This window comes from Rhodanobacter ginsengisoli (assembly GCF_042657065.1).
Lineage (GTDB): Bacteria > Pseudomonadota > Gammaproteobacteria > Xanthomonadales > Rhodanobacteraceae > Rhodanobacter > Rhodanobacter ginsengisoli.
Genome location: NZ_JBHSNF010000001.1, coordinates 1796322 through 1816906, shown reverse-complemented (window position 1 = coordinate 1816906; position 20585 = coordinate 1796322). Strand labels below are relative to the sequence as shown.

The window sequence follows — 20585 nt, the reverse complement described above, 5'->3', positions numbered from 1 at the left end:
AAGGAGCTACCGTGTTGACCTCTCGCAAATCCCCGCTTCGATTCGCTGCCGTTGCCGCGATTGCCGTGGCATCGAGCTTCGGTGCCGCCGCTGCACAGGCCACCGACATCACCGGCGCCGGCTCCAGCTTTGTCTATCCGGTCATGTCCAAATGGTCGGCGGCGTATGCCGAGAAGACCGGCAACCACCTGAACTACCAGTCGGTCGGTTCGGGCGCCGGCATCGCGCAGATCAAGGAAGGCACCATCGACTTCGGCGCCTCCGACGCGCCGATGAAGGCCGAGGACCTCGCGAAGTACGGCCTGGGCCAGTTCCCGATCGTGGTCGGCGGCATTGTGCCGGTGGTCAACATCGCCGGCGTGCAGCCGGGCCAGATCAAGCTGGACGGCACCACCCTGGCCGACATCTTCCTGGGCAAGATCAACAACTGGAACGATCCGAAGATCGCCGCGCTGAATGCCGGCCTGAGCCTGCCTGCCGGCAAGATCACGGTGGTGCATCGCTCGGACGGTTCGGGCACCACGTTCAACTTCACCAACTACCTGTCCAAGGTCAACCCGGAGTGGGCCAGCAAGGTCAAGTTCGGCACAGCGGTTGAATGGCCGGCCGGCGTGGGCGGCAAGGGCAACGAAGGTGTTTCGCAGTACGTGAAGCAGATCAAGGGTTCGATCGGCTATGTCGAATACGCCTATGCGGTGAAGAACAAGATCACCTGGGTCGACATGAAGAACTCCACCGGCAAGGTGATTTCGCCGAGCGCCGACAGCTTCGCCGCTGCCGCTGCCACCGCCGACTGGGCCAGCGCCAAGGACTTCAACCTGATCATGACCAATGCGCCGGGTGCCGACGCGTGGCCGATCACAGCCACCACCTGGATGATCATGTACAAGACGCCGAAGAATGCCGCGAACAGCAAGGCAGCGTTCGACTTCTTCAAGTGGTCGCTGGAAAATGGTCAGCAGGCTGCCGCCGCACTCGACTATGTGCCGCTGCCGCCGGCGCTGGTCAGCCGGATCGAGGCCTACTGGGCTTCCGAGTTCAAGCATTGATCATGCGGCGGTCCGGATCCGGTTCGCCGAATCTGGACCGCCCGCAGATTGGACCCATGCGCCGCCCTTCGCGAGAAGGGCGGCTTTTGGCTGAAAGTGTGGTATCGAAGCAACCCTGACAATCAATTCGCCAGCCCATCGAGGACGACATCCCACATGTCAGCCCTACCCGGCACCATCGACGCCGAGCTCATCCTGGACAAACGCAGCCGCCGCGACGCGCGCAACGAGCGGTGGTTCCGCTGGTTGCTCAAGGCCTGTGCCCTGCTGGTGCTGGCTTCCCTGCTCGGTGCCGCCGGTGCCACGCTGTGGGGGGGCCGCGAGGCGTTCTCGACCTTCGGCTGGCACTTCCTGGTCAGCTCCGAATGGGATCCGGGCAATGACGTCTACGGCGCGCTGGTTCCGGTCTACGGCACCATCGCCACGTCGCTGATCGCGCTGCTGATCGCGGTGCCGGTCAGCTTCGGCATCTCGCTCTACCTGTCCGAGGTTGCCCCGGCCTGGCTGCGCACCCCGGTGGCCTCGGCGATCGAATTGCTCGCCGGCATTCCCTCGATCATCTACGGCATGTGGGGACTGTTCATCTTCGCGCCGTTCTTTTCCGCACACCTCAAGCCGTGGCTGACCAGTTACCTGGGCAACCAGCCCGACGATGGCAAGGTTTCCTGGGTTGCCCAGCACGTGCCGTTGATCGGCAAGCTGTTCGGTAGCAGCTACCCGTTCGGCGCCAGCATCCTGGTCGCCGGCATCGTGCTGGCGATCATGATCATCCCGTTCATTTCCTCGGTGATGCGCGAGGTGTTCCTGACCGTGCCGACCCGGCTGAAGGAGTCGGCCTACGCGCTCGGTTCGAGCACCTGGGAGGTGTCCTGGGACATCGTGCTGCCGTATACCCGCTCGGCGGTGATCGGCGGCATTTTCCTGGGCCTGGGCCGCGCGCTGGGCGAGACCATGGCGGTAACCTTCGTGCTCGGCAATTCGATGCACTTCTCGGCATCCCTGCTCGATCCCGGCACCTCGATCGCCTCGACCATCGCCAACCAGTTCAGCGAAGCGGCCGGCCTGCAGAAATCCGCGCTGATGGCGCTGGCCTTCCTGCTCTTCGTGGTCACCTTCATCGTGTTGCTGATCGCCCGATTGATGCTGCGCCGTCTGGCCAGCAAGGAAGGCAGCTGATGGGTTCGCTGTATCTGCGTCGTCGCATCGTCAACTGGCTGGCGATGTTCCTCAGCGCCATTGCCACCCTGATCGGACTGACCTTTCTGGCCTGGATCCTGTGGGAAACCCTGCGCCAGGGCATCAGTGCGCTGGATCTGAAGCTGTTCACCAAGATCACCGCCTACGGCGGCGACGGCGGGCTGTCCAACGCGATGGTCGGCAGCCTGATCATCAACTTCACCGGCATCGCGATCGCCACGCCGATCGGCGTGCTGGCCGGCACCTGGCTGGCCGAATACGCCAACCGAACCAAGCTGGGCGAGACGATACGCTTCCTCAACGACATTCTGCTGTCGGCACCGTCGATCGTGATGGGTCTGTTCGTCTACACCATCATCGTGCTGCCGAGCACCCTGCTGACCCATGGCTCGACCTCGTTCTCCGGTTTCGCCGGCGGCGTGGCGCTAGCCCTGATCGCGCTGCCGGTGATCGTGCGCACCACCGACGAGATGCTGCGACTGGTGCCCTCGACCTTGCGCGAGGCAGCGCTGTCGCTGGGTGTGCCGCAATGGAAGCTGACCCTGCAGATCCTGATCCGCGCGGCCCGTTCGGGCATCATCACCGGCGTGCTGCTGGCGCTGGCGCGGATCAGCGGCGAAACGGCACCGCTGCTGTTCACCGCGTTCGGCAACAACTACATGACGGTCAATCCGATCGAGAAGATGTCCAGCCTGCCGCAGATCATCTACCAGTATGCCAACGACCCGGGTGAATCGCTGCACGCACTGGCCTGGGCCGGCGCCTTCGTGATCACCATGTTCGTGCTGCTGCTCAGCCTCGCCTCCCGCTTGATCCTTTCCCGCACCAAGGTGTCCCATGACTGATTCCGCCGTCGCCATGAACCCGGCGCAAGCAGCAGCCCCCCCGGCTGTCGAGCCCAAGCTCAAGGTCCGTGACCTGCGCTTCTACTACGACGGATTCGAGGCGCTGAAAGGCATCAGCATGGATATCCCGGAGAAGCAGGTGACCGCGATCATCGGGCCATCCGGTTGCGGCAAGTCGACCCTGCTGCGGATCTTCAACCGCATCTACGCGATCTACCCCAAGCTGGAGGCGAAGGGCTCGATCGAGCTGGACGGCGAGAACATCCTCGATCCGCGCTATTCGATGAACCGGCTGCGTGGCAAGATCGGCATGGTGTTCCAGAAGCCGGTGCCGTTCCCGATGACCATCTTCGAGAACGTGGCCTACGGCATCCGCCACCATGAAAAGCTGTCCCGGGCTGCGATGGAAGCACGCGTCGAGCAGGCACTGCGCAGCGCTGCGTTGTGGGACGAGGTGAAGGACAAGCTCAAGCAGAATGCGCTCGGCCTCTCCGGCGGCCAGCAGCAGCGCCTGTGCATCGCCCGCGCGATCGCATTGAAGCCCGAAGTCCTGCTGCTCGACGAGCCGACCTCCGCGCTCGATCCGATCGCCACCGGTCGCATCGAGCAACTGGTGGAGGAGCTGAAGAGCGAGTTCACCATCGTCATCGTCACCCACAACATGCAGCAGGCCGCGCGCGTCTCGGATCTCACCGCCTTCATGTACATGGGCGAGATGATCGAGTTCGACGAAACCGAGAAAATCTTCACCAAGCCGAGCAAGAAGCAGACCGAGGACTACATCACCGGTCGATTTGGCTGATCGGTTCCCTCTCCCGTATGGGGAGAGCTGCCACGTGGCCATATACTCCCTATCTCAAGCGCGAGAACCACGACATGAGCGGTACCGACAAAGATCACATCATCAAGAGCTACGACAGCGAACTGGCCCGGCTCACCGGCGAAATCGTGCGCATGGGCGAGCTGTCGGTGACCCAGCTCGAAGCCGCCATCGACGTGCTCGACCGGCGTGATGAACGCGCCGCGCAGCGGGTGGTCGGCAACGATGATGCGATCGACCAGCTGGAGCAGGAAATCAGCCACGACGTAGTGCGCCTGCTGGCGTTGCGCGCACCGATGGCGGGTGACTTGCGCAACGTGTTCGCCGCACTGCGCATCGCCGCCGACATCGAGCGCATCGGTGATTACGCCGCCAACGTGGCCAAGCGCTCGATCCCGCTGTCGATGATGGCGCCGGTCGCTCCCGTCGGTGGCCTGGGCTACCTGGCGGAACTGGCCGCAACCAGTGTGCGCGAGGTGCTGCTGGCCTACCGCGATCGTGATGCCGAAAAGGCCTACCAGGTGTGGAAGGGCGACGTGGTGCTGGACGAAGCCTATACCGGCTACTTCCGCCAGCTGCTCACCTACATGATGGAAGATCCGCGCAACATCACGCCATGCACGCATCTGCTGTTCATGGCCAAGAACATCGAGCGGATCGGCGACCACGCCACCAACATCGCCGAGAACGTATGGTTCCAGGTCACCGGCGAACCGCTGAACAAGCAGCGCAGCAAGGGCGACCTCACTTCCAGCCCGCAGATGACCAAGCTCGGCGAATAAGAGCGGCACGCCCGCGGCGCGGTTACTCGTCGTCGGGCCGCCTCGCGGCGCGCGACTCCCGGCGTACCCGCACACCACGCAGCACGCCATAGATGCCGATGGCGGCCCACGCAGCCTCCATCACGAAGGCCGGGGCATTGAAGCGGCCGAACAGCAGCGACAGCATCACGCCCAGGGCACCGAGGATGTTCATCGACTGGTAGGCCAGGCCGTTGCCGTGCAGCTTGTGTGCCTGCAACAGCAGGAACGCCAGCAGCACCAGCAGCACGCCGATGTAGCCGGCCCAGTCGTGCCAGAAGATCGTGGTCATGGCTTCTTCGCGCCCCGCTGCCGCAGCGCCTCGAACAGCACCACACCGGTGGCGACCGAGACGTTGAGGCTCTCCATCGTGCCCGGCATCGGGATCTTCGCCACGAAATCGCACAGCTCGCGGGTGAGCCGGCGGATACCCTCGCCTTCGCTGCCCAGCACGATCGCCACCGGCCCACGGAAATCCACGCCGTAGACCGACGTGTCGGTATCGCCGGCCAGGCCGGTGATCCACACGCCGGCGTCTTTCAGCTCGCGCAGCGTGCGGGCCAGGTTGGTCACCGCGATCAGCGGCACCCGATCGGCCCCGCCGGCCGAGGCACGGCGCACCACCGGCGTCAGCCCGACCGCGCGATCCTTCGGTACGATCACCGCGGTCACCTTCGCCGCGGCCGCACTGCGCAGGCAGGCGCCCAGATTATGCGGATCGGTGACGCCATCGAGCACCAGCACCAGCGTATCGCTGCCGTCACGTTCGAGCAGGCCGGCCAGGTCATTCTCATGCGCCGCCGGTGCAGCCTCGTAGCGCGCCACCACACCCTGGTGGCGCGCCTCGCCGGCATGCCGGTCCAGCTCCTCGCGTGGACGATGCTGCACCGGGATCTTCAGCTTCTTCGCCCGCTCGGCCAGCTCCAGCACGCGCGCGTTGCGCTGGCCGTTCTCGACCAGCACCTCACGCACACGCTCCGCGTCATTGCTCAACGCACCTTCGACCGGGTTGATCCCGACGATCCAACTCTCACTCATGACTGGCCTTTCGGTTTCGGTTTCGATCGACGCCTGGGGTTCTTCTTCTTCGGTGCGCCCGTGGCGGCCGGCGCCGCAGCGTGCCCGGCGGAATGGCCGCCACCGTCATTCTTGCGCGGATGACGGGCAGACGACGAACCGGCCGACTTGCCGGCGTTCGGCGTACGTCCCGAACGCTGCTCACCCGCATGCTGACGCCTTGAACCCTGTGAAGCAGACGGCGGATTATCGCGCGATGCGGTCGGCTTGTGGGGTGCCGGTGCCGGTGCCGGCGCCTCCACCACGACATCCTTGCGCCCGAACGCGCGACCGATCGCCTTGGCTGCCCGGCCGAACATGCCCGGCGCCTTGTCGGCGGCGGCCTTCTTCGGCAACGAGTAGCGCTCGCCGCTGGCGGCATAGTCGTAGGCTTTCTTGCCGCTGCTCGGCGGCGTGTCGCTGGGGCGTGGCGAGACCAGCCGGAAGTCGATCTTGCGATCCTCCAGGCTGGCACGCAGCACCTGGATGCGCACGTGATCACCGAGGCGGAACTGCACGCCGGTGCGCTCGCCCTTGAGCAGTTTGCGGATGGCGTCGAAGTGATAGTAATCGTTGGCCAGCTGGCTGATGTGGACCAGGCCGGACACCTTCGATTCGTCCAGCTCCACGAACAGGCCGAACGAGGTGACGCCGGTGACCAGGCCTTCGAACTCGCTGCCGATGTGCTTCTCCATCCACGCGCACTTGAAGCGCTCGTCGACGTCGCGCTCGGCTTCCTCGGCACGCCGCTCGCGCAGCGAGCAGTGGATCGCCATCGCCGCCATCTCGGCCGGACTGTAGCTGTAGTCGGCCGGCTTGCGCCCTGTCAGCGCGAAGCGGATCGCACGGTGCACCAGCAAGTCCGGATAGCGGCGGATCGGCGAGGTGAAGTGGGCATATGCCTGCAACGCCAGGCCGAAGTGGCCGCGGTTGTCCGGCTGGTACGCAGCCATGCTCTGCGAGCGCAGCAGCACGTTCTGGATCAGCTCGCGCTCGGGCCGGTCCTTGACCATGCGCAGGACCTCGGAGAAATCGGCCGGGGTCACTTCGTCCACCGGCGGCATGCGCAGCTTGAACTCGCGCAGGAACTGCTGCAGGTCCTCGTACTTCTCCGCCGGCGGCGGCTCATGCGCACGGAACAGCGCCGGGATCTTCTTCTTCTCCAGGAACAGCGCCGCCTGCACATTGGCGGCAATCATGCATTCCTCGATCAGCTTGTGCGCGTCGTTGCGCTCGGTCGCGCCCATCGACTCGACGCCGCCGGTCTGGTCGAGGCGGAACTTCACTTCCGGCGTCTCGAAGTCGATCGCACCGCGGCGCCTGCGCTGCTGCGCCATCGCCTTGTACAGCGCGTGCAGGTTCTCCAGTTGCGGCAGCACGTCGGACACTTCGTGGCGTGCATCCTTGTCCTGCAGGCCAACCACCTGCCACACCTTGTCGTAGGTGAGTCGCGCATGCGAAAGCATCACCGCATCGTAGAACTTCGACTTGGTCACGGCGCCTTCGGCATCGACCACCATGTCGCACACCATGCACAGCCGCTCGACCTTCGGCATCAGCGAGCAGATCCCGTTGGACAGCGTCTCCGGCAGCATCGGCACCACGAAGCCCGGGAAGTAGGTCGAGGTACTGCGCTCGTAGCCCTCCTTGTCCAGCGCACTGCCGACTGATACGTAATGCGAGACATCGGCGATCGCCACGATCAGGCGCCAGCCGCCGCCGCGCTTCGGTTCGGCATAGACCGCATCGTCGAAATCGCGTGCGTCGGCGCCGTCGATCGTCACCAGCGGCAACTGCCGCAGATCGACGCGCCCCTCGCGCTCGGCCGCGCTCACCTGGGGTTCCACCTGGGCCGCCTCAGCCTGCACCTCCGGCGGGAATTCATGCGGCAGGTCGTAGCTGGCGATCGCCATCTCCACCACCAGCGATGGCTGCAGCCGATCGCCCAGCACCGCACGGATCGCACCCAGCGGGCCACGATGCTGGGTCGGCGGCTCGATGATCTCGACCACCACGATCTGCCCGGCCGTCGCGCCCTGTTCCTGGCCCGCGGGAATCAGGATGTCCTGGTTCATGCGGCGATCGTCCGGCGCCACCACGGTCACGCCGTTCTCGACCACCACCCGACCGACCAGCCGCGGCGAACGCCGCTCCAGCACTTCGGCAATGGCGCCCTGCTTGCGGCCGCGACGGTCGATGCCGACCACACTGGCCAGCACGCGATCGCCGTGCATCACCGTGCGCATCTGCTGCGGAGACAGATACAGATCCTCACCACCGTCATCCGGGCGCAGGAAGCCATAGCCCTCGGCATTGGCCAGCACCCGGCCGGCGATCAGGTCCAGCTTCTGGGTCGGCGCGTAGCCGCCACGACGACCCAGCAGCAGCTGGCCGTCGCGCACCATCGCCCCGAGGCGCTTGCGCAGCGCATCGAGATCGCCCTCGTCGTGAATCTCCAGCGCCTCGGCAATGCGCGCCTCGGTCAGCAGTTCGGCACGCTCCTCGAGCAGGGCAAGGATCGCCTCGCGGCTCGGAATCGGGCGCGCATACCGCTGCGCCTCGCGTTCGGCATGCGGATCGCGCACGGCGCCTGCGGCGGCCTGGTGGCGCTTGCCCGTTGCAGCGGCGTCACGCGGCGCCCGCTTGGCGGGCCTCTTCGCGGAACGCGAGTCCGGCGGATTGCCGTCATGGGGGGGAGTCTTTCTGGTCACTCAATGTCCTTGTGATGATTGCGCCGCGCAGGATGCCACGTCGCAGTGGGTGGATGTGAAAAAGTGTTGACAAGCTACCGACAGATGCCTACATTACGCGGCTCACGCAGCTCGCAGAGCGGTGTGACACCTGCCCAGGTGGCGGAATTGGTAGACGCACTAGCTTCAGGTGCTAGCGGGGGCAACTCCGTGGAGGTTCGAGTCCTCTCCTGGGCACCAATTGTAAACGAAGGCCGCCTAACAAGGCGGCTTTCGTCTTTTCCAAGCTTGACCAAAGTCAGGAAGGCCGCCCAACAAGGCGGCTTTCGTCTTTTTCGGGTTCGACTTTCCGGGGCCCGGCCTATCCCGCTAGCGGCCCGGAGACTCAGGCCAGCGGCGGTCCCTTCAGCTCGATCATGTTGCCCTGCGGGTCGTACAGGTAGATCGACGGTCCTTCGCCCTGGGCACCGTAGCGCGAACCCAGTTCGCCGATGCGCACGCCATGCGCCTTCAGGTGCGCCAGGATCGCTGCCTCATCGTAATCCTCCACGCGCAGGCACAGGTGATCCATGTTGTGCCCTTCGCGACCGGGCGCGGCGCCCCCCAGGCGACCGAGTCTGCCCTCCATGCTCACCAGGTCGATCAGCGACGCGCCGGCGCGCAACTGCACCAGGCCGATCTCGTCCTGGCGGCGCTCCTCGCGACAACCCAGCACCTCGCAGTAGAAGCGCTGCATGGCGGCCAGGTCGATGGCGCGCAGCACCACATGGTCGATTTCACCGATACGTATCATGACGGCTCTCACCGGTCGGAAACGGGCGGCCAAGCATAACGCGCTGGCCTCGAACGGCCACCCGGGATGAATCCTTGCCGTCATCCGTTCGCCGCATGCTGCAAGGCTGCCGACACTGCCCTGCCCGCCCTGTATAATCGCCGGGGTAAACGCATGGTGGGAGAAGCGCGCGCGCCCCGATCGGGTGCAACCGCTGCCGAAGACGCAACGCCCGTAATCGCTCAGGCCCCCATACCACCATGTGCGAACACTCTGGAGAGACCGGTTGAATCCGGCGCCGAAGGGGCACGAAGTACGGCAGCTAAGCGCCGGCTTCCAAACTCTCAGGCAAAAGGACAGAGGGGCGCCCCACGTGCGGCACGGCACGCAAGTCTTCGGATGCCCCAGTCATGAGCCAGAAAAACACGCCTTCCCTGCGCGAGCTTGAGTATCACCACGCGTTCATCGAGCGCCACATCGGCCCCAACGATGCGGAGATCGCGCAGATGCTGCGCGTGATCGGCCACGATTCGCTCGATGCGATGACCGACGCGATCGTGCCGTCCAGCATCAAGTCGCCCGCGCCGCTGGCACTGCCGCAGGCGATCACCGAGGTCGAGGCGCTGGCCAGGATCCGCACCATCGCGGACAAGAACCAGGTGTTCAGGACCTTCATCGGCCAGGGCTATTACGGCACCCACACGCCGAACGTGATCCTGCGCAACATCCTGGAGAACCCCGCCTGGTACACCGCGTACACGCCTTACCAGGCAGAGATCTCGCAGGGCCGGATGGAAGCGCTGATCAACTTCCAGACGCTGTGCGCCGACCTCACCGGGATGGAGATCGCCAACGCCTCGCTGCTGGACGAAGCCACCGCCGCCGCCGAGGCGATGACCCTGGCCAAGCGCTCGTGCAAGTCCCGGAGCAACGTGTTCTTCGTCTCCAGCGGCGTGCACCCGCAGACGCTGGAAGTGGTCAGGACCCGCGCCGAGGCGCTGGGCATCGAGCTGCACATCGGCGCTGACGCCGAGGCCGCCACGCTGGACAGCTTCGGCGTGCTGCTGCAGTACCCCGACACCTTCGGCCAGATTCACGACTACCGGGCGCTGGCCGACGCCGCCCACGCGCGCGGTGCGCTGGTGGCGGTCGCCACCGACCTGCTCGCGCTGACCCTGATCGCCGCACCCGGCGAATGGGGCGCGGACATCGTGGTCGGCAATACCCAGCGCTTCGGCGTGCCGTTCGGCAACGGCGGCCCGCATGCCGCCTTCATGGCCTGTCGCGATGCGTACAAGCGCTCGATGCCGGGTCGGCTGATCGGCGTCTCGCTGGATGCCGAGGGCAAGACCGCCTACCGGCTCACCCTGCAGACCCGCGAGCAGCACATCCGTCGCGAGAAGGCGACTTCCAACATCTGCACCGCGCAGGTGTTGCTGGCGGTGATGGCCAGCATGTACGCGGTCTACCACGGCCCCGATGGCCTGACCCGGATCGCCCGCCGCACCCATCGTCTCGCCGCGATCCTGGCCGGTGCACTGAACAAGGCCGGCGTCACCGTGGCCGGCGATTTCTTCGACACCCTGCACGTCAGCGGCGTCGATGCCGATGCGATCCACGCCAAGGCCCAGTCGCGACGCATCAACCTGCGCCAGATCCACGGCACCTGCGTGGGCATCAGCCTCGACGAGACCACCACCCGCGAGGACGTGATCGCTCTGGCGGCGTTGTTCAACGTGCAGATCGACGACATCGACGCACTCGATGCCGCCACCGCCGACGCCCTGCCCGCCGCACTGCTTCGCCGCAGCGAGTTCCTCACCCATCCGGTGTTCAACACCTATCACAGCGAGCACGAGCTGCTGCGCTACATGCGCGCGCTGGCCGACAAGGACCTGGCGATGGATCGCACGATGATCCCGCTGGGCTCGTGCACCATGAAGCTCAACGCCACCGCCGAGATGATCCCGGTGACCTGGCCGGAGTTCGGCAATATCCATCCGCTGGCACCGACCACGCAGACCGCCGGCTACAGGGAGCTGATCGACAGCCTCGAGGCGATGCTGGTCGAGTGCACCGGCTACGACGCGGTGAGCCTGCAGCCGAATTCCGGTGCGCAGGGCGAATACGCCGGCCTGCTGGCGATCCGCGCGTATCACCGCTCGCGTGGCGAGGCGCATCGCAATATCTGCCTGATCCCCGAATCCGCCCACGGCACCAACCCGGCCTCGGCTCAGTTGTGCGGCATGCAGGTGGTGGTGACCAAGTGCGACGCCAACGGCAATGTCGACGTCGAGGACATCCGTCGCGCCGCCGAGCAGTATTCCGAGCGCCTCGCCGCGTTGATGATCACCTACCCGTCCACCCACGGCGTGTTCGAGGAAGACGTGGTGGCGATCTGCGAGATCGTGCACGCGCATGGCGGCCAGGTCTATACCGACGGCGCCAACATGAACGCCCTGGTCGGCGTGGCCAAGCCCGGCAAATGGGGCTCCGACGTGTCGCACCTGAACCTGCACAAGACCTTCTGCATCCCGCATGGCGGTGGCGGCCCGGGCGTCGGCCCGTGTGCGGTGAAATCGCATCTGGCGCCGTTCCTGCCCAAGACCCTGGGCGGCGAAGGCGAAGTCGGCATGGTCAGCGCGGCCAGTTACGGTAGTGCATCGATCCTGCCGATCTCGTGGATGTACATCACCCTCATGGGCCAGCAGGGCCTGCGCAAGGCCAGCCAGGTCGCCCTGCTCAACGCCAATTACATCTCCAGGCGGCTGGCACCGCATTACGCGACGTTGTACACCGGCCGCAATGGCCTGGTCGCACACGAATGCATCCTCGACCTGCGCCCGCTCAAGGACGCCACCGGCATCGGTGCCGAGGACGTGGCCAAGCGCCTGATCGACTTCGGTTTCCACGCCCCGACCCTGAGCTTTCCGGTCGCCGGCACGCTGATGGTCGAGCCGACCGAAAGCGAGAGCCTGCACGAACTGGATCGCTTCATCGACGCGATGATCCAGATCCGCGAGGAGATCCGCGCGATCGAGGAAGGCAAGCTCGACCGCGAGGACAACCCGCTCAAGCACGCCCCGCACACCGCCACCATGGTCTCCGCCAGCGAGTGGACCCACGCCTACCCGCGCGAACTGGCCGCGTTCCCGCTGCCCAGCCTGAAGCTGCAGAAGTACTGGTCGCCGGTGGCCCGCGTGGACAACATCTACGGCGACAAGAACGTGTTCTGCAGCTGCGTCCCGGTGGAAGCGTTCAAGGGTGAGATCGAGGCGTTCAGCGAACCAAACGTGGGCTGACCTCGACTGGCCCGAGCCTGATGAAGAGGCCCCGCCACGCGGGGCCTTTTTTCGGGCAGACCACGGCGGGAGTCGCGGCGACATTGCGCGATCTGCACGACCTCAGCCGGAGGACCATGACCGGCGGCAACCCTCAATCGGCGATCTTGCCACTCCTGGCCTGAGCGGCCGAGCGGAGCCATCAGCCGCGCGCGTGAAGTGCGTCCGCGCGAGCTCGAAATGGCGCTGACCTGCCAGGCTCGTCGCGTCGTGGGCGCAGGCCTTGCTCCGGTCATCGAATTCCCCGCCAGCGGCTCGGCCCGGGCTGGCTGACTCGCGCCCCAGGCGTCCCCCCTGCACAAACCCCATGCGCCACTCGCAGTACCCTCCCCGCACTCAGCCAGACCCACCGGAGACCAGCCATGCTGTACAAGAAACAGACCATGAAATCCGTCGACCGCGCGTTCGAGGATGTGCAGGCCGCGCTGAAGGCCGGTGGCTTCGGCATGCTGCACTACTACGACTTCCGCAAGACGCTGGCCGACAAGGGCTTCGACCTGCCGAACGAGTGCCTGGTGCTGGAGGTGTGCAACCCGCGCCAGGCCGCCGAGGTACTGGCGATCGACATGTCGCTGAACATGGCACTGCCGTGCCGGCTGTCGATCTTCGAGGAGCACGGCAAGACCTACCTCGGCATGGTGCCGCCGACCGCGCAGCTGTCGCTGATCTCGAAGGACGCGCGGATTGCCGAAGCTGCGCGCGAAGTGGAGCTGGCGCTGAAGCAGATCATCGACGCGGCGGCGTGAGCCGCTGGCTGCGCGCCTGAGACGAACGGACACAAAAAAGGCCGGCACCTTCGCTTGCGCTGGGTTGCCGACCTTCGTTGGTGCTGCGTGCTGCGTTGAATGGTGGAGGTGGCGGGAGTCGAACCCGCGTCCGAGAGTGTTAAATGCCCAGATCTACATGCTTAGCCCAACGTTCGATCTCGTTCCGCGACAAGCACGATGGGCAAGGCGCACCGCGGAACCAGCCTGATTGATTTGACCTAGAACCGCCAGGCGGCAGCGTTCGGCGATCTCGTGATAATGACCCTACACCGACAAGCACGAGCACAAGTGGGTTCGGGGCTTACGCCTTAAGCGGCGAGAGCGTAGTTGTCGTCGTTGGCAACTAGAAGTTTGCTGCTGGATTTACGAGGAAAGCTGCCCCCTCGGCATGCACCAAGTCATCGCACTACCCCCGTCGAAGCCAGGACACCCCCGGGGAAACTGTGTATGACTGATCCAGTATATGGGGCCGATGGCCACAACGGCAATGTCGCCGGGCAATTCCTTTTGCGCGCCATCCGGCGCCCGTTCAGCAACCGTATCGATCGCACCGTGATGGTCGATCGGCACCGATGCGCCTGCCAGGCTGGCACGGTGCGAGCTGTGAGTGTTGTTCAGGCGCGGAAGCAACGTCTATACTCCCGGACTTCTATGACCCTGTACCCGCCGTACTCGTGGGAATGAACTCGATGACTCGATTGCAAATGCTTGGCCTGGCTGTGGCCACTGCCCTCTTCGCCACTGCCAGCGTCCATGCTGAAGGTGACAAGGCTGCCGGACGCAAACTGATCTACACCTGCGCCGGATGCCATGGGGTGCCTGGTTACACCAATGCGTATCCGCAATATCCGGTGCCGAAGATCGCCGGCCAGAACGAGCAGTACATCATCAACGCGCTGCATGGCTACCAGGCTGGCGATCGCAAGCATCCGACCATGGGTGCGCAGGCGCAGAGCCTGTCCGATACCGACATCCAGAATATCGCCGCCTATCTCTCCAGCCTCGCTGCCAAGTAGTTGCCAAGGACTTTCCGCATGAAACGTGCGCTTACCCTGATGTCATTCGGCGCCGTGCTGGCGTTCGCTTCCACCCAGTTGCTGGCCACCGGCAGTATCGAAAACGGCAAGCAGAAGGCGGCCACCTGCTTCGCCTGCCATGGCACCGACGGCAATGCGGTCGACCCGCAATACCCGCGCCTGGCCGGCCAGTACAACCTGTACCTGCAGCAGGCGCTGCACGAGTACAAGGACGGCCAGCGCGACAACCCGATCATGAAAGGCATGGTGGCCACCCTTTCCAGCCAGGATATCGAGGACGTGGCTGCGTATTTTTCCAGCCTGCCGACCAAGCTGGATACGTTGCAGGGTCATATCCAGGGCGACAAGTAAGCCCGCGTCCCGGCTCATCCGACACGTACAAAGGCCCGCTCTCGCGGGCCTTTGCATTCGGGCCCGGACGACGTCGGCTCAGGCGATGGCCGACTTGCCCTCGGCCTTGCTGTAGTAGGGTTTTTCACCACCGGCATGATCGGTGGCATCACGCACCGCAGTGATTTCCGGCACACGCTCGCGCAAGGTCTTTTCCACCCCCTGCTTGAGGGTGACGTCGACCATGCCGCAGCCATGGCAGCCTCCGCCGAACTGCAGCAGCACCGCGCCGTCGGCATCGATTTCCAGCAGGCTGACCTTGCCGCCGTGCGAGGCCAGCTTCGGGTTGATCTCCGCTTCCAGCACATAGCGCACGCGTGCGATCAGGCCCGCTTCGGCACCGGGCACGTCGCCCTTGATCTTCGGCGCGCGGATGTTCAGCTGACCGCCGGTGGCGTTCGGCTCGAAGTCGATGGTGGCGTTGTCCAGCCAGCTGGCGCTGTCGCCGTCGATGTGGAACAGGAAGCCGGCGCATTCGATCGTCCATTCACCGCCGGCCAGGTCGGTCGGCTCGCAGAACTCCAACTCGCAATTGGCCGCTGGCGTACCGGGTTGGGTGACCCGCAGGCGGATGCTGAGGCCGTCGATGCCCTGCTGGGAAAGGAGTCGCAGGAAATGTTGCTGCGCGCGTTCGGAAATGTCGATCATGCCTGCTCCAGTGAAGCCTTGTCGGTGGCCGGCGCACCGCGCCGGCGAAACAGCACCATTTTAGTCCTGTTTCGGATTCCCTGCTCGGATTCGCTGCGCTTTGACTTTTTCCGCTCAAGCTTCGACGCTTCGCATCCTGACTTTCAGCCTGCACGGATACCCGCATGAACGCCAACGACCTGTCGACCAAGCATTGCCAGCCACGCAAGGGGCCGGAGAACGCGCTGAATCCCTCGCAGGTAGCGGAACTTCTGCAGCGGCTGCCGGGCTGGGAACTGCACAACGACGGCAAGGCGATCGTCAAGGATTTCAGGTTTTCCGACTTCCACCACACGCTGGGCTTCATCAACGCGGTGGGTTTCATGGCCAACCATGAGGACCATCACCCGGATATCGAAGCCGGCTACGGCCACTGCCAGGTGCTGTGGTCGACCCACGACGTGGGCGGCCTGTCGCTGAACGACTTCATCTGCGCGGCGCGGGTCGAAGCCTTGCTGGCGCGTTGATCAGAAATCGGTGCGCGACTTGTCGCGCGAATAGACCAGCCGCTTGCCCTTGACGGCAAGCACGTCGAGAAAGGTCTTCAGGTCATCCGGCAGCGGCGTGGAAAAACTGTAGGAGCGGTCCTCGAGCTCGAAACTCATGTGCGCGGCGTGCAGGAACATCCGGTTCAGCCCCATCTCGCGGAAACGCTTGTTCATTTCCTTGTCGCCGTATTTCGGGTCGCCCGCCAGCGGGTGACCGATATGTGCCGCATGCACGCGGATCTGGTGGGTACGACCGGTGCCCAGGGTGGCCTGCATCAGGCGGGCGCCGGGGTATTGCTCCATCTCGCGGAAGAAGGTCAGCGAGGGCTTGCCGTTGTCTGCCACCCGCACCATCCGTTCACCGCCCTGCATCACGGATTTCAGCAGCGGCGCGTTGACGTCGAACTTGGCCTTGGACGGATGGCCCAGCATCAGACACAGGTATTGCTTGCTCACCGTGCCTGCGCGGATCTCGGCCTGCAGGCCGATGAGGCCGGCCCGGGTCTTCGCGAACACCAGCACGCCGCTGGTATCGCGGTCGAGCCGGTGCACCAGCTCCAGGTGCTCCTGCGGTCGTGCCGTGCGCAACAGCTCGATCGCGCCATGGCTGACTCCGCTGCCGCCGTGACTGGCCACGCCGGCGGGCTTGTCGATGACCAGGAAGTGCTTGTCCTCGAAAATGACCGCGTCGGCCACCTCGGCTACCTGACCCCCCGGAGGCCCCTGACGATCGGGCCGTTCAGCCACCCGGACCGGCGGAATGCGCAGCGTATCACCGTCAACGAGACGGGTATCCGGCTTGGCCCGCTTGCCGTTCACACGCACCTGACCGGTGCGCAACAGCCGGTAAATCATGCTCTTGGGCACGCCCTTGAGCATGGTCACCAGCGCATTGTCGATGCGCTGGCCATCGCGCTCGGGGCCGATCACGACTTGACGTACACCCTGAGGTGCGTCGGGGGAAGTTGCCGTCTGCATTGAAAAAAACCTGCTGTAATAGGATACTCGGCGGGCGCTGGTTTCTGCCCATCGATGTCTGGATCGGGTGGAGCGCCCGCCCGTGACGTCGGCGAGGATTGCGCCGGTTGCCTTTGGGGAACCGGTCGCGGCTCCCTTTCATCGTAACGGTTTGGGCTGCTGTTTGTCCGATGCCATGAGGTATCGGGGCAGCAGGCGCAGCTGACCGAATCATCCCCGACACCGGTAACGGTGCCGTTTTTTTGCCGCTTAACCGCAGCGGCGCGATCCCCGGCAGGCCGCCATTGTGGCGCCACCGTGGCTCGCGACGCGTGGCCAAGCCGAGGATTACCACCATGAAACGTATGTTGATCAACGCGACTCAGCGTGAAGAGTTGCGCGTGGCCATTGTCGATGGCCAGACCCTGTATGACCTGGACATCGAGATCCCTTCGCGGGAACAGAAGAAGTCCAACATCTACAAGGGACGCATCACCCGTGTCGAGGCTTCGCTGGAAGCCTGCTTCGTCGAATACGGCGCCGAACGCCACGGCTTCCTGCCGCTGAAGGAAATCTCCCGCGAGTACTTCACGGCGGGCCTGGACCCGCACAAGGCGAGCATCCGCGAACTGGTCAAGGAAGGTCAGGAAGTCGTCGTGCAGGTGGAGAAGGAGGAGCGTGGCAACAAGGGCGCCGCCCTGACCACCTTCATCAGCCTGGCCGGCCGCTACATGGTGCTGATGCCGAACAACCCGAAGGCCGGTGGCGTTTCCCGCCGCATCGAGGGTGAGGACCGGCAGGCACTGAAGGAGGCGCTGGACCACGTCACCGTACCCGATGACGTCGGCCTGATCGTGCGCACCGCCGGCCTCGGCCGCGATGCCGAAGAGCTGCAGTGGGATCTGGATTACCTGCTGCAGTTGTGGAAGTCGATCTCCGAGGCGGCCAGCAAGCAGAAGGCGCCGTTCCTCATCTACCAGGAATCGAAGCTGTTCATCCGCGCCCTGCGCGACTACCTGCGCAGCGACATCGGCGAGATCCTGATCGACGACGAGCCGCTGTTCAACGACGCCCGCGACTTCATGCAGCAGGTGATGCCGAACGCGCTGCGCAAGCTCAAGCTGTACCGCGACGACACCCCGCTGTTCACCCGCTACCAGATCGAGACCCAGATCGAGAGCGCGTTCGATCGTCAGGTACGGCTGCCCTCCGGCGGCTCGATCGTGATCGACCAGACCGAGGCGCTCACCGCGATCGACGTCAACTCCTCCAAGGCCACCAAAGGCAGCGACATCGAGGAGACCGCGTTCAACACCAATTGCGAGGCGGCGGTGGAAATCGCCCGCCAGGCGCGCATCCGTGATGCGGGCGGCCTGATCGTGATCGACTTCATCGACATGGACAGCCCGAAGCACCAGCGGGAAGTGGAGGATCGCCTGAAGGACGCGCTGAAGCTCGATCGCGCCCGTGTGCAGATCGGCCGCATCTCGCGCTTCGGCCTGCTCGAGATGTCGCGTCAGCGCCTGCGCCCGAGCCTGGGCGAAGCGACCCAGATCGTCTGCCCGCGCTGCGAGGGACATGGTCACATCCGCGGCGTGGAATCGCTGTCGCTGTCGACCCTGCGCCTGATCGAAGAGCACGCGATGAAGGACAACACCGGCCAGGTGCTGGTACAGGCACCGTCCAGCGTCGTCAATTTCCTGCTCAACGAGAAGCGCGCCAGCGTGGTCGAGATCGAACTGCGCCACAAGGTGCACGTGATGATCGTGGCCGACGAGAAGCTGGAAACCCCACATATCGAAATCCAGCGCATTCGCGAAGCGGACATGGGTGAGCACAGCAAGCCCAGCTACGAGCGACTGACCACGGTGGAAACCGCCGAATTGCCGAAGATGGGCCAGACCCTGGGCAGCGGCGAGCAGCCCGCGGTAAGCGGCGTCGTGCCGTCCAGCCCGGCCCCGGTGCGTGAGGAACTCGCCGAACAGCCGGTTGCCGTTGCACAGCCCGCGCGCCGCCAGGCGCCGGCATCCCGTCCGGCCGCGGCACCCGCGCCTTCGGGCGGCATCATCACGCGTCTGCTCGGCTGGTTCCGCAGCACCGAGGCGACCGCCCCCGCGCCCGCGCCCCAGCGCGCCGAGGGTCACGACGTCGGCAGCCGTGCTCGTCGCGACGAGCGCAGCGGTCGGGGCAACAGCGTCGGCTCCAGCGCATCGTCGGCACGTCAGCCGCGGCGCGATTCCACATCGCAGGGATCGCCGAAATCCGGCGCCCAGCAGCAAGCCCGCAGCAATCGCCAGCGCAACAACGAGGCGCAGCCGCGTCAGGCACCGCAGGCACAAACGCAGAACGCCCGGGCAGAACGTCAGCCCAGGCCGGCCGCGAGCGAAGCCACTACTACTCCACGGCCCGAGCGCAAGCCGCAGCCGCCGAAGACCGAGCGCCAGCCGCGTGCCGAGCGCCCCGCCGCGGCACCGCTGGACGACGACGCCAAGGAAGCCGCACTGCTGGCTGCGCCACTGGTCGAGTCGACCGCGCCGGAATCGGCGGATGACGCACCGGATACCGACGGCAGCCAGTCGCGTCGTCGGCGTGGTCGCCGCGGTGGCCGTCGCCGGCGCCGTCATGACGAGGCTGCTCCGAACGGCAGCAACCCCGACATCACCCAGGCGCAGGCACTGGATGACGAGGATCGTGACGAATCCAGCAGCGCTCCCACCGCCCGGCCAGCCCACAACGAGGCACCGCGTGAAGCGGCGGCTGTTGCTGCCGTGGTGGCCGCCCGCCCGTCAACCGACAGCACGCGAGACGGGCATGCGCCGGCAACTACTCCGGAAGTGCGCCCGGCGACGGTCGCACCATCGATTGAAAAGCCTGCCGCCGTCGACGCGGGCGACATTCCCACGGACAAACCGTCGAAGCCGATGGCCAGCCGGGATTCTGCCGCCATCCCGGCAGCCACGCCCAGCGTGACGACCTTCAACCTGCCCACCCTGCCACCGATCCCCGACCAGGTGAATTCGGAGGCATCCGTGGCCAGTGACGAACCGGAATCGGTCATGGCTGCTCCGGCTCCGGCTCCGGCTCCGGCTCCGGCTCCGGCTCCGGCTCCGGCTCCGGCTCCGGCTCCGGCTCCGGCTCCGGCTCCGGCTCCGGCTCCGGCTCCGGCTCCGACGCCGATCAGCAAACCGCAGCCCGCGGTGGTCGAGGTCGCCCGTGCTGTGGAAACACCCATCGCGAAATCCGCTGTGGTCGATGCTGTTGCGCCGGCGCCGGTTGCACCCGCAGTCGTTCCTGCGACCGTAGCCGTGCCTGCAGCGACACCTGTGGCATCCGTGCCTGCGCCGACACCGGCACCGCAGCCCGTGCAGCAGTCAGTCGACGCCCCGGTTCCGCCGGTAGTGCGTCCCGCACCGGCGAGCGCAGCCGTGGTGGTTGCACCGGCTCCGCAGGACATCAGGCCCGCAGGTACCCCAGCGCCGACGGCGCCGGTGGTCGAGCCGGAAAGCGCTGCCACCACGGAGCCGGTACCGCCGATGACCTCGTTGCCGCAGCCGAAGCAGGGTGACCTGCTGACGACCCAGCCGGCACCTGCGACCCGCCAGGCCACACCGGCGCCGGAACGCGAGGAAGTAGCCCGGCCGACGCCCCCGTTGGTCGAGCGGACGCCAGGTAGCGACTCGTTCAACTGA

At 65.5% G+C, this 20585-nt stretch carries 17 protein-coding genes, 1 tRNA gene, 1 other RNA gene and 2 riboswitches; of the genes, 12 read left to right on the top strand and 7 right to left on the bottom strand.

The genetic code is table 11. The features are described from left to right. Positions 1-14: 14 nt before the first annotated feature. The 5 genes from pstS to phoU all read left to right on the top strand — a co-directional run bounded on the left by pstS (position 15) and on the right by phoU (position 4693). Positions 15-1049, top strand: a complete 1035-nt coding sequence (pstS, locus tag ACFPPA_RS08370; RefSeq protein WP_377319466.1) for a phosphate ABC transporter substrate-binding protein PstS — start codon at positions 15-17, stop codon at positions 1047-1049. A gap of 156 nt (positions 1050-1205) precedes the next feature. Continuing rightward, positions 1206-2225, top strand: coding sequence for a phosphate ABC transporter permease subunit PstC (gene pstC, locus ACFPPA_RS08365; protein WP_377319141.1), 1020 nt, complete (start codon positions 1206-1208; stop codon positions 2223-2225). Continuing rightward, the gene (pstA, locus tag ACFPPA_RS08360) at positions 2225-3091 is read left to right on the top strand and encodes a phosphate ABC transporter permease PstA (RefSeq protein ID WP_377319139.1); all 867 of its coding nucleotides are present in this window, start codon (positions 2225-2227) and stop codon (positions 3089-3091) included. The genes pstC and pstA overlap by 1 nt, the downstream gene beginning before the upstream one ends. After that, entirely contained in the window at positions 3084-3893 is an 810-nt protein-coding gene (gene pstB / locus ACFPPA_RS08355; protein ID WP_377319137.1) for a phosphate ABC transporter ATP-binding protein PstB, read from the top strand. The genes pstA and pstB overlap by 8 nt, the downstream gene beginning before the upstream one ends. Positions 3894-3967: 74 nt before the next feature. Next, positions 3968-4693 carry a phosphate signaling complex protein PhoU gene (phoU, locus tag ACFPPA_RS08350; RefSeq protein ID WP_377319135.1) on the top strand — a complete coding sequence of 242 codons (726 nt, stop codon included), beginning with the start codon at positions 3968-3970 and terminating at the stop codon, positions 4691-4693. A gap of 22 nt (positions 4694-4715) precedes the next feature. On the opposite strand, the gene ACFPPA_RS08345 is transcribed toward phoU, so the two are convergent. The 3 genes from ACFPPA_RS08345 to rnr are packed head-to-tail and all read right to left on the bottom strand — an operon-like array spanning position 4716 to position 8352. Continuing rightward, entirely contained in the window at positions 4716-5003 is a 288-nt protein-coding gene (locus tag ACFPPA_RS08345) for a CBU_0592 family membrane protein (protein WP_377319133.1), read from the bottom strand. Beyond that, on the bottom strand, positions 5000-5749 hold the full coding sequence (gene rlmB / locus ACFPPA_RS08340; protein ID WP_377319131.1) for a 23S rRNA (guanosine(2251)-2'-O)-methyltransferase RlmB: 750 nt from the start codon (positions 5747-5749) through the stop codon (positions 5000-5002). The genes ACFPPA_RS08345 and rlmB overlap by 4 nt, the downstream gene beginning before the upstream one ends. Then, positions 5746-8352: a ribonuclease R gene (gene rnr / locus ACFPPA_RS08335; protein ID WP_377319129.1), complete on the bottom strand. Its 2607-nt coding sequence runs from the start codon at positions 8350-8352 to the stop codon at positions 5746-5748. The genes rlmB and rnr overlap by 4 nt, the downstream gene beginning before the upstream one ends. 258 nt (positions 8353-8610) lie before the next feature. On the opposite strand from rnr, the gene ACFPPA_RS08330 reads away from it, so the two are divergent. After that, a tRNA-Leu gene (locus tag ACFPPA_RS08330) sits at positions 8611-8697 on the top strand. 145 nt (positions 8698-8842) lie between these two features. Here ACFPPA_RS08330 and ACFPPA_RS08325 read toward each other — a convergent pair. After that, the gene (locus ACFPPA_RS08325; RefSeq protein ID WP_377319127.1) at positions 8843-9250 is read right to left on the bottom strand and encodes a VOC family protein; all 408 of its coding nucleotides are present in this window, start codon (positions 9248-9250) and stop codon (positions 8843-8845) included. A gap of 147 nt (positions 9251-9397) precedes the next feature. Then, positions 9398-9497: riboswitch (glycine riboswitch) on the top strand. Between the two features lies 1 nt (position 9498). Beyond that, positions 9499-9593: riboswitch (glycine riboswitch) on the top strand. 46 nt (positions 9594-9639) lie between these two features. On the opposite strand from ACFPPA_RS08325, the gene gcvP reads away from it, so the two are divergent. Together gcvP and ACFPPA_RS08315 are read left to right on the top strand one after the other, a co-directional pair. Further along, positions 9640-12531, top strand: coding sequence for an aminomethyl-transferring glycine dehydrogenase (gene gcvP / locus ACFPPA_RS08320; RefSeq protein WP_377319125.1), 2892 nt, complete (start codon positions 9640-9642; stop codon positions 12529-12531). A 401-nt stretch (positions 12532-12932) separates the two neighbouring features. Beyond that, positions 12933-13316 carry a DUF302 domain-containing protein gene (locus ACFPPA_RS08315; RefSeq protein WP_377319123.1) on the top strand — a complete coding sequence of 128 codons (384 nt, stop codon included), beginning with the start codon at positions 12933-12935 and terminating at the stop codon, positions 13314-13316. 100 nt (positions 13317-13416) lie between these two features. Here ACFPPA_RS08315 and ssrA read toward each other — a convergent pair. Continuing rightward, positions 13417-13771, bottom strand: a transfer-messenger RNA (tmRNA) gene (gene ssrA, locus ACFPPA_RS08310). Between the two features lie 255 nt (positions 13772-14026). Here ssrA and ACFPPA_RS08305 point away from each other — a divergent pair. Together ACFPPA_RS08305 and ACFPPA_RS08300 are read left to right on the top strand one after the other, a co-directional pair. Beyond that, complete coding sequence (locus tag ACFPPA_RS08305; protein ID WP_377319121.1) at positions 14027-14353, top strand: c-type cytochrome; 327 nt, start codon at positions 14027-14029, stop codon at positions 14351-14353. 18 nt (positions 14354-14371) lie between these two features. After that, positions 14372-14725: a c-type cytochrome gene (locus ACFPPA_RS08300; RefSeq protein WP_377319119.1), complete on the top strand. Its 354-nt coding sequence runs from the start codon at positions 14372-14374 to the stop codon at positions 14723-14725. A 78-nt stretch (positions 14726-14803) separates the two neighbouring features. Here the strand turns inward: ACFPPA_RS08300 and ACFPPA_RS08295 are convergent, their stop codons facing one another. Further along, positions 14804-15412 (bottom strand): NfuA family Fe-S biogenesis protein, encoded by a 609-nt coding sequence (locus ACFPPA_RS08295; RefSeq protein WP_377319117.1) that lies wholly within the window; start codon positions 15410-15412, stop codon positions 14804-14806. 164 nt (positions 15413-15576) lie between these two features. Between ACFPPA_RS08295 and ACFPPA_RS08290 the strand changes: the two genes are divergently transcribed. Continuing rightward, complete coding sequence (locus ACFPPA_RS08290) at positions 15577-15918, top strand: 4a-hydroxytetrahydrobiopterin dehydratase (RefSeq protein WP_377319115.1); 342 nt, start codon at positions 15577-15579, stop codon at positions 15916-15918. Here ACFPPA_RS08290 and ACFPPA_RS08285 read toward each other — a convergent pair whose 3' ends face one another. Beyond that, positions 15919-16917 (bottom strand): RluA family pseudouridine synthase, encoded by a 999-nt coding sequence (locus ACFPPA_RS08285; protein ID WP_377319113.1) that lies wholly within the window; start codon positions 16915-16917, stop codon positions 15919-15921. Positions 16918-17252: 335 nt separating this feature from the next. Here ACFPPA_RS08285 and ACFPPA_RS08280 point away from each other — a divergent pair, with 335 nt between their 5' ends. After that, positions 17253-20585: a ribonuclease E/G gene (locus ACFPPA_RS08280; protein WP_377319111.1), complete on the top strand. Its 3333-nt coding sequence runs from the start codon at positions 17253-17255 to the stop codon at positions 20583-20585.

Coding starts and splice junctions, on each gene's coding strand:
- pstC (WP_377319141.1), top strand. CDS start 1,206: ATGTCAGCCCTACCCGGCACCATCGACGCCGAGCTCATCCTGGACAAA.
- pstA (WP_377319139.1), top strand. CDS start 2,225: ATGGGTTCGCTGTATCTGCGTCGTCGCATCGTCAACTGGCTGGCGATG.
- pstB (WP_377319137.1), top strand. CDS start 3,084: ATGACTGATTCCGCCGTCGCCATGAACCCGGCGCAAGCAGCAGCCCCC.
- phoU (WP_377319135.1), top strand. CDS start 3,968: ATGAGCGGTACCGACAAAGATCACATCATCAAGAGCTACGACAGCGAA.
- ACFPPA_RS08345 (WP_377319133.1), bottom strand. CDS start 5,003: ATGACCACGATCTTCTGGCACGACTGGGCCGGCTACATCGGCGTGCTG.
- rlmB (WP_377319131.1), bottom strand. CDS start 5,749: ATGAGTGAGAGTTGGATCGTCGGGATCAACCCGGTCGAAGGTGCGTTG.
- ACFPPA_RS08325 (WP_377319127.1), bottom strand. CDS start 9,250: ATGATACGTATCGGTGAAATCGACCATGTGGTGCTGCGCGCCATCGAC.
- gcvP (WP_377319125.1), top strand. CDS start 9,640: ATGAGCCAGAAAAACACGCCTTCCCTGCGCGAGCTTGAGTATCACCAC.
- ACFPPA_RS08315 (WP_377319123.1), top strand. CDS start 12,933: ATGCTGTACAAGAAACAGACCATGAAATCCGTCGACCGCGCGTTCGAG.
- ACFPPA_RS08305 (WP_377319121.1), top strand. CDS start 14,027: ATGACTCGATTGCAAATGCTTGGCCTGGCTGTGGCCACTGCCCTCTTC.
- ACFPPA_RS08300 (WP_377319119.1), top strand. CDS start 14,372: ATGAAACGTGCGCTTACCCTGATGTCATTCGGCGCCGTGCTGGCGTTC.
- ACFPPA_RS08295 (WP_377319117.1), bottom strand. CDS start 15,412: ATGATCGACATTTCCGAACGCGCGCAGCAACATTTCCTGCGACTCCTT.
- ACFPPA_RS08290 (WP_377319115.1), top strand. CDS start 15,577: ATGAACGCCAACGACCTGTCGACCAAGCATTGCCAGCCACGCAAGGGG.
- ACFPPA_RS08285 (WP_377319113.1), bottom strand. CDS start 16,917: ATGCAGACGGCAACTTCCCCCGACGCACCTCAGGGTGTACGTCAAGTC.
- ACFPPA_RS08280 (WP_377319111.1), top strand. CDS start 17,253: ATGAAACGTATGTTGATCAACGCGACTCAGCGTGAAGAGTTGCGCGTG.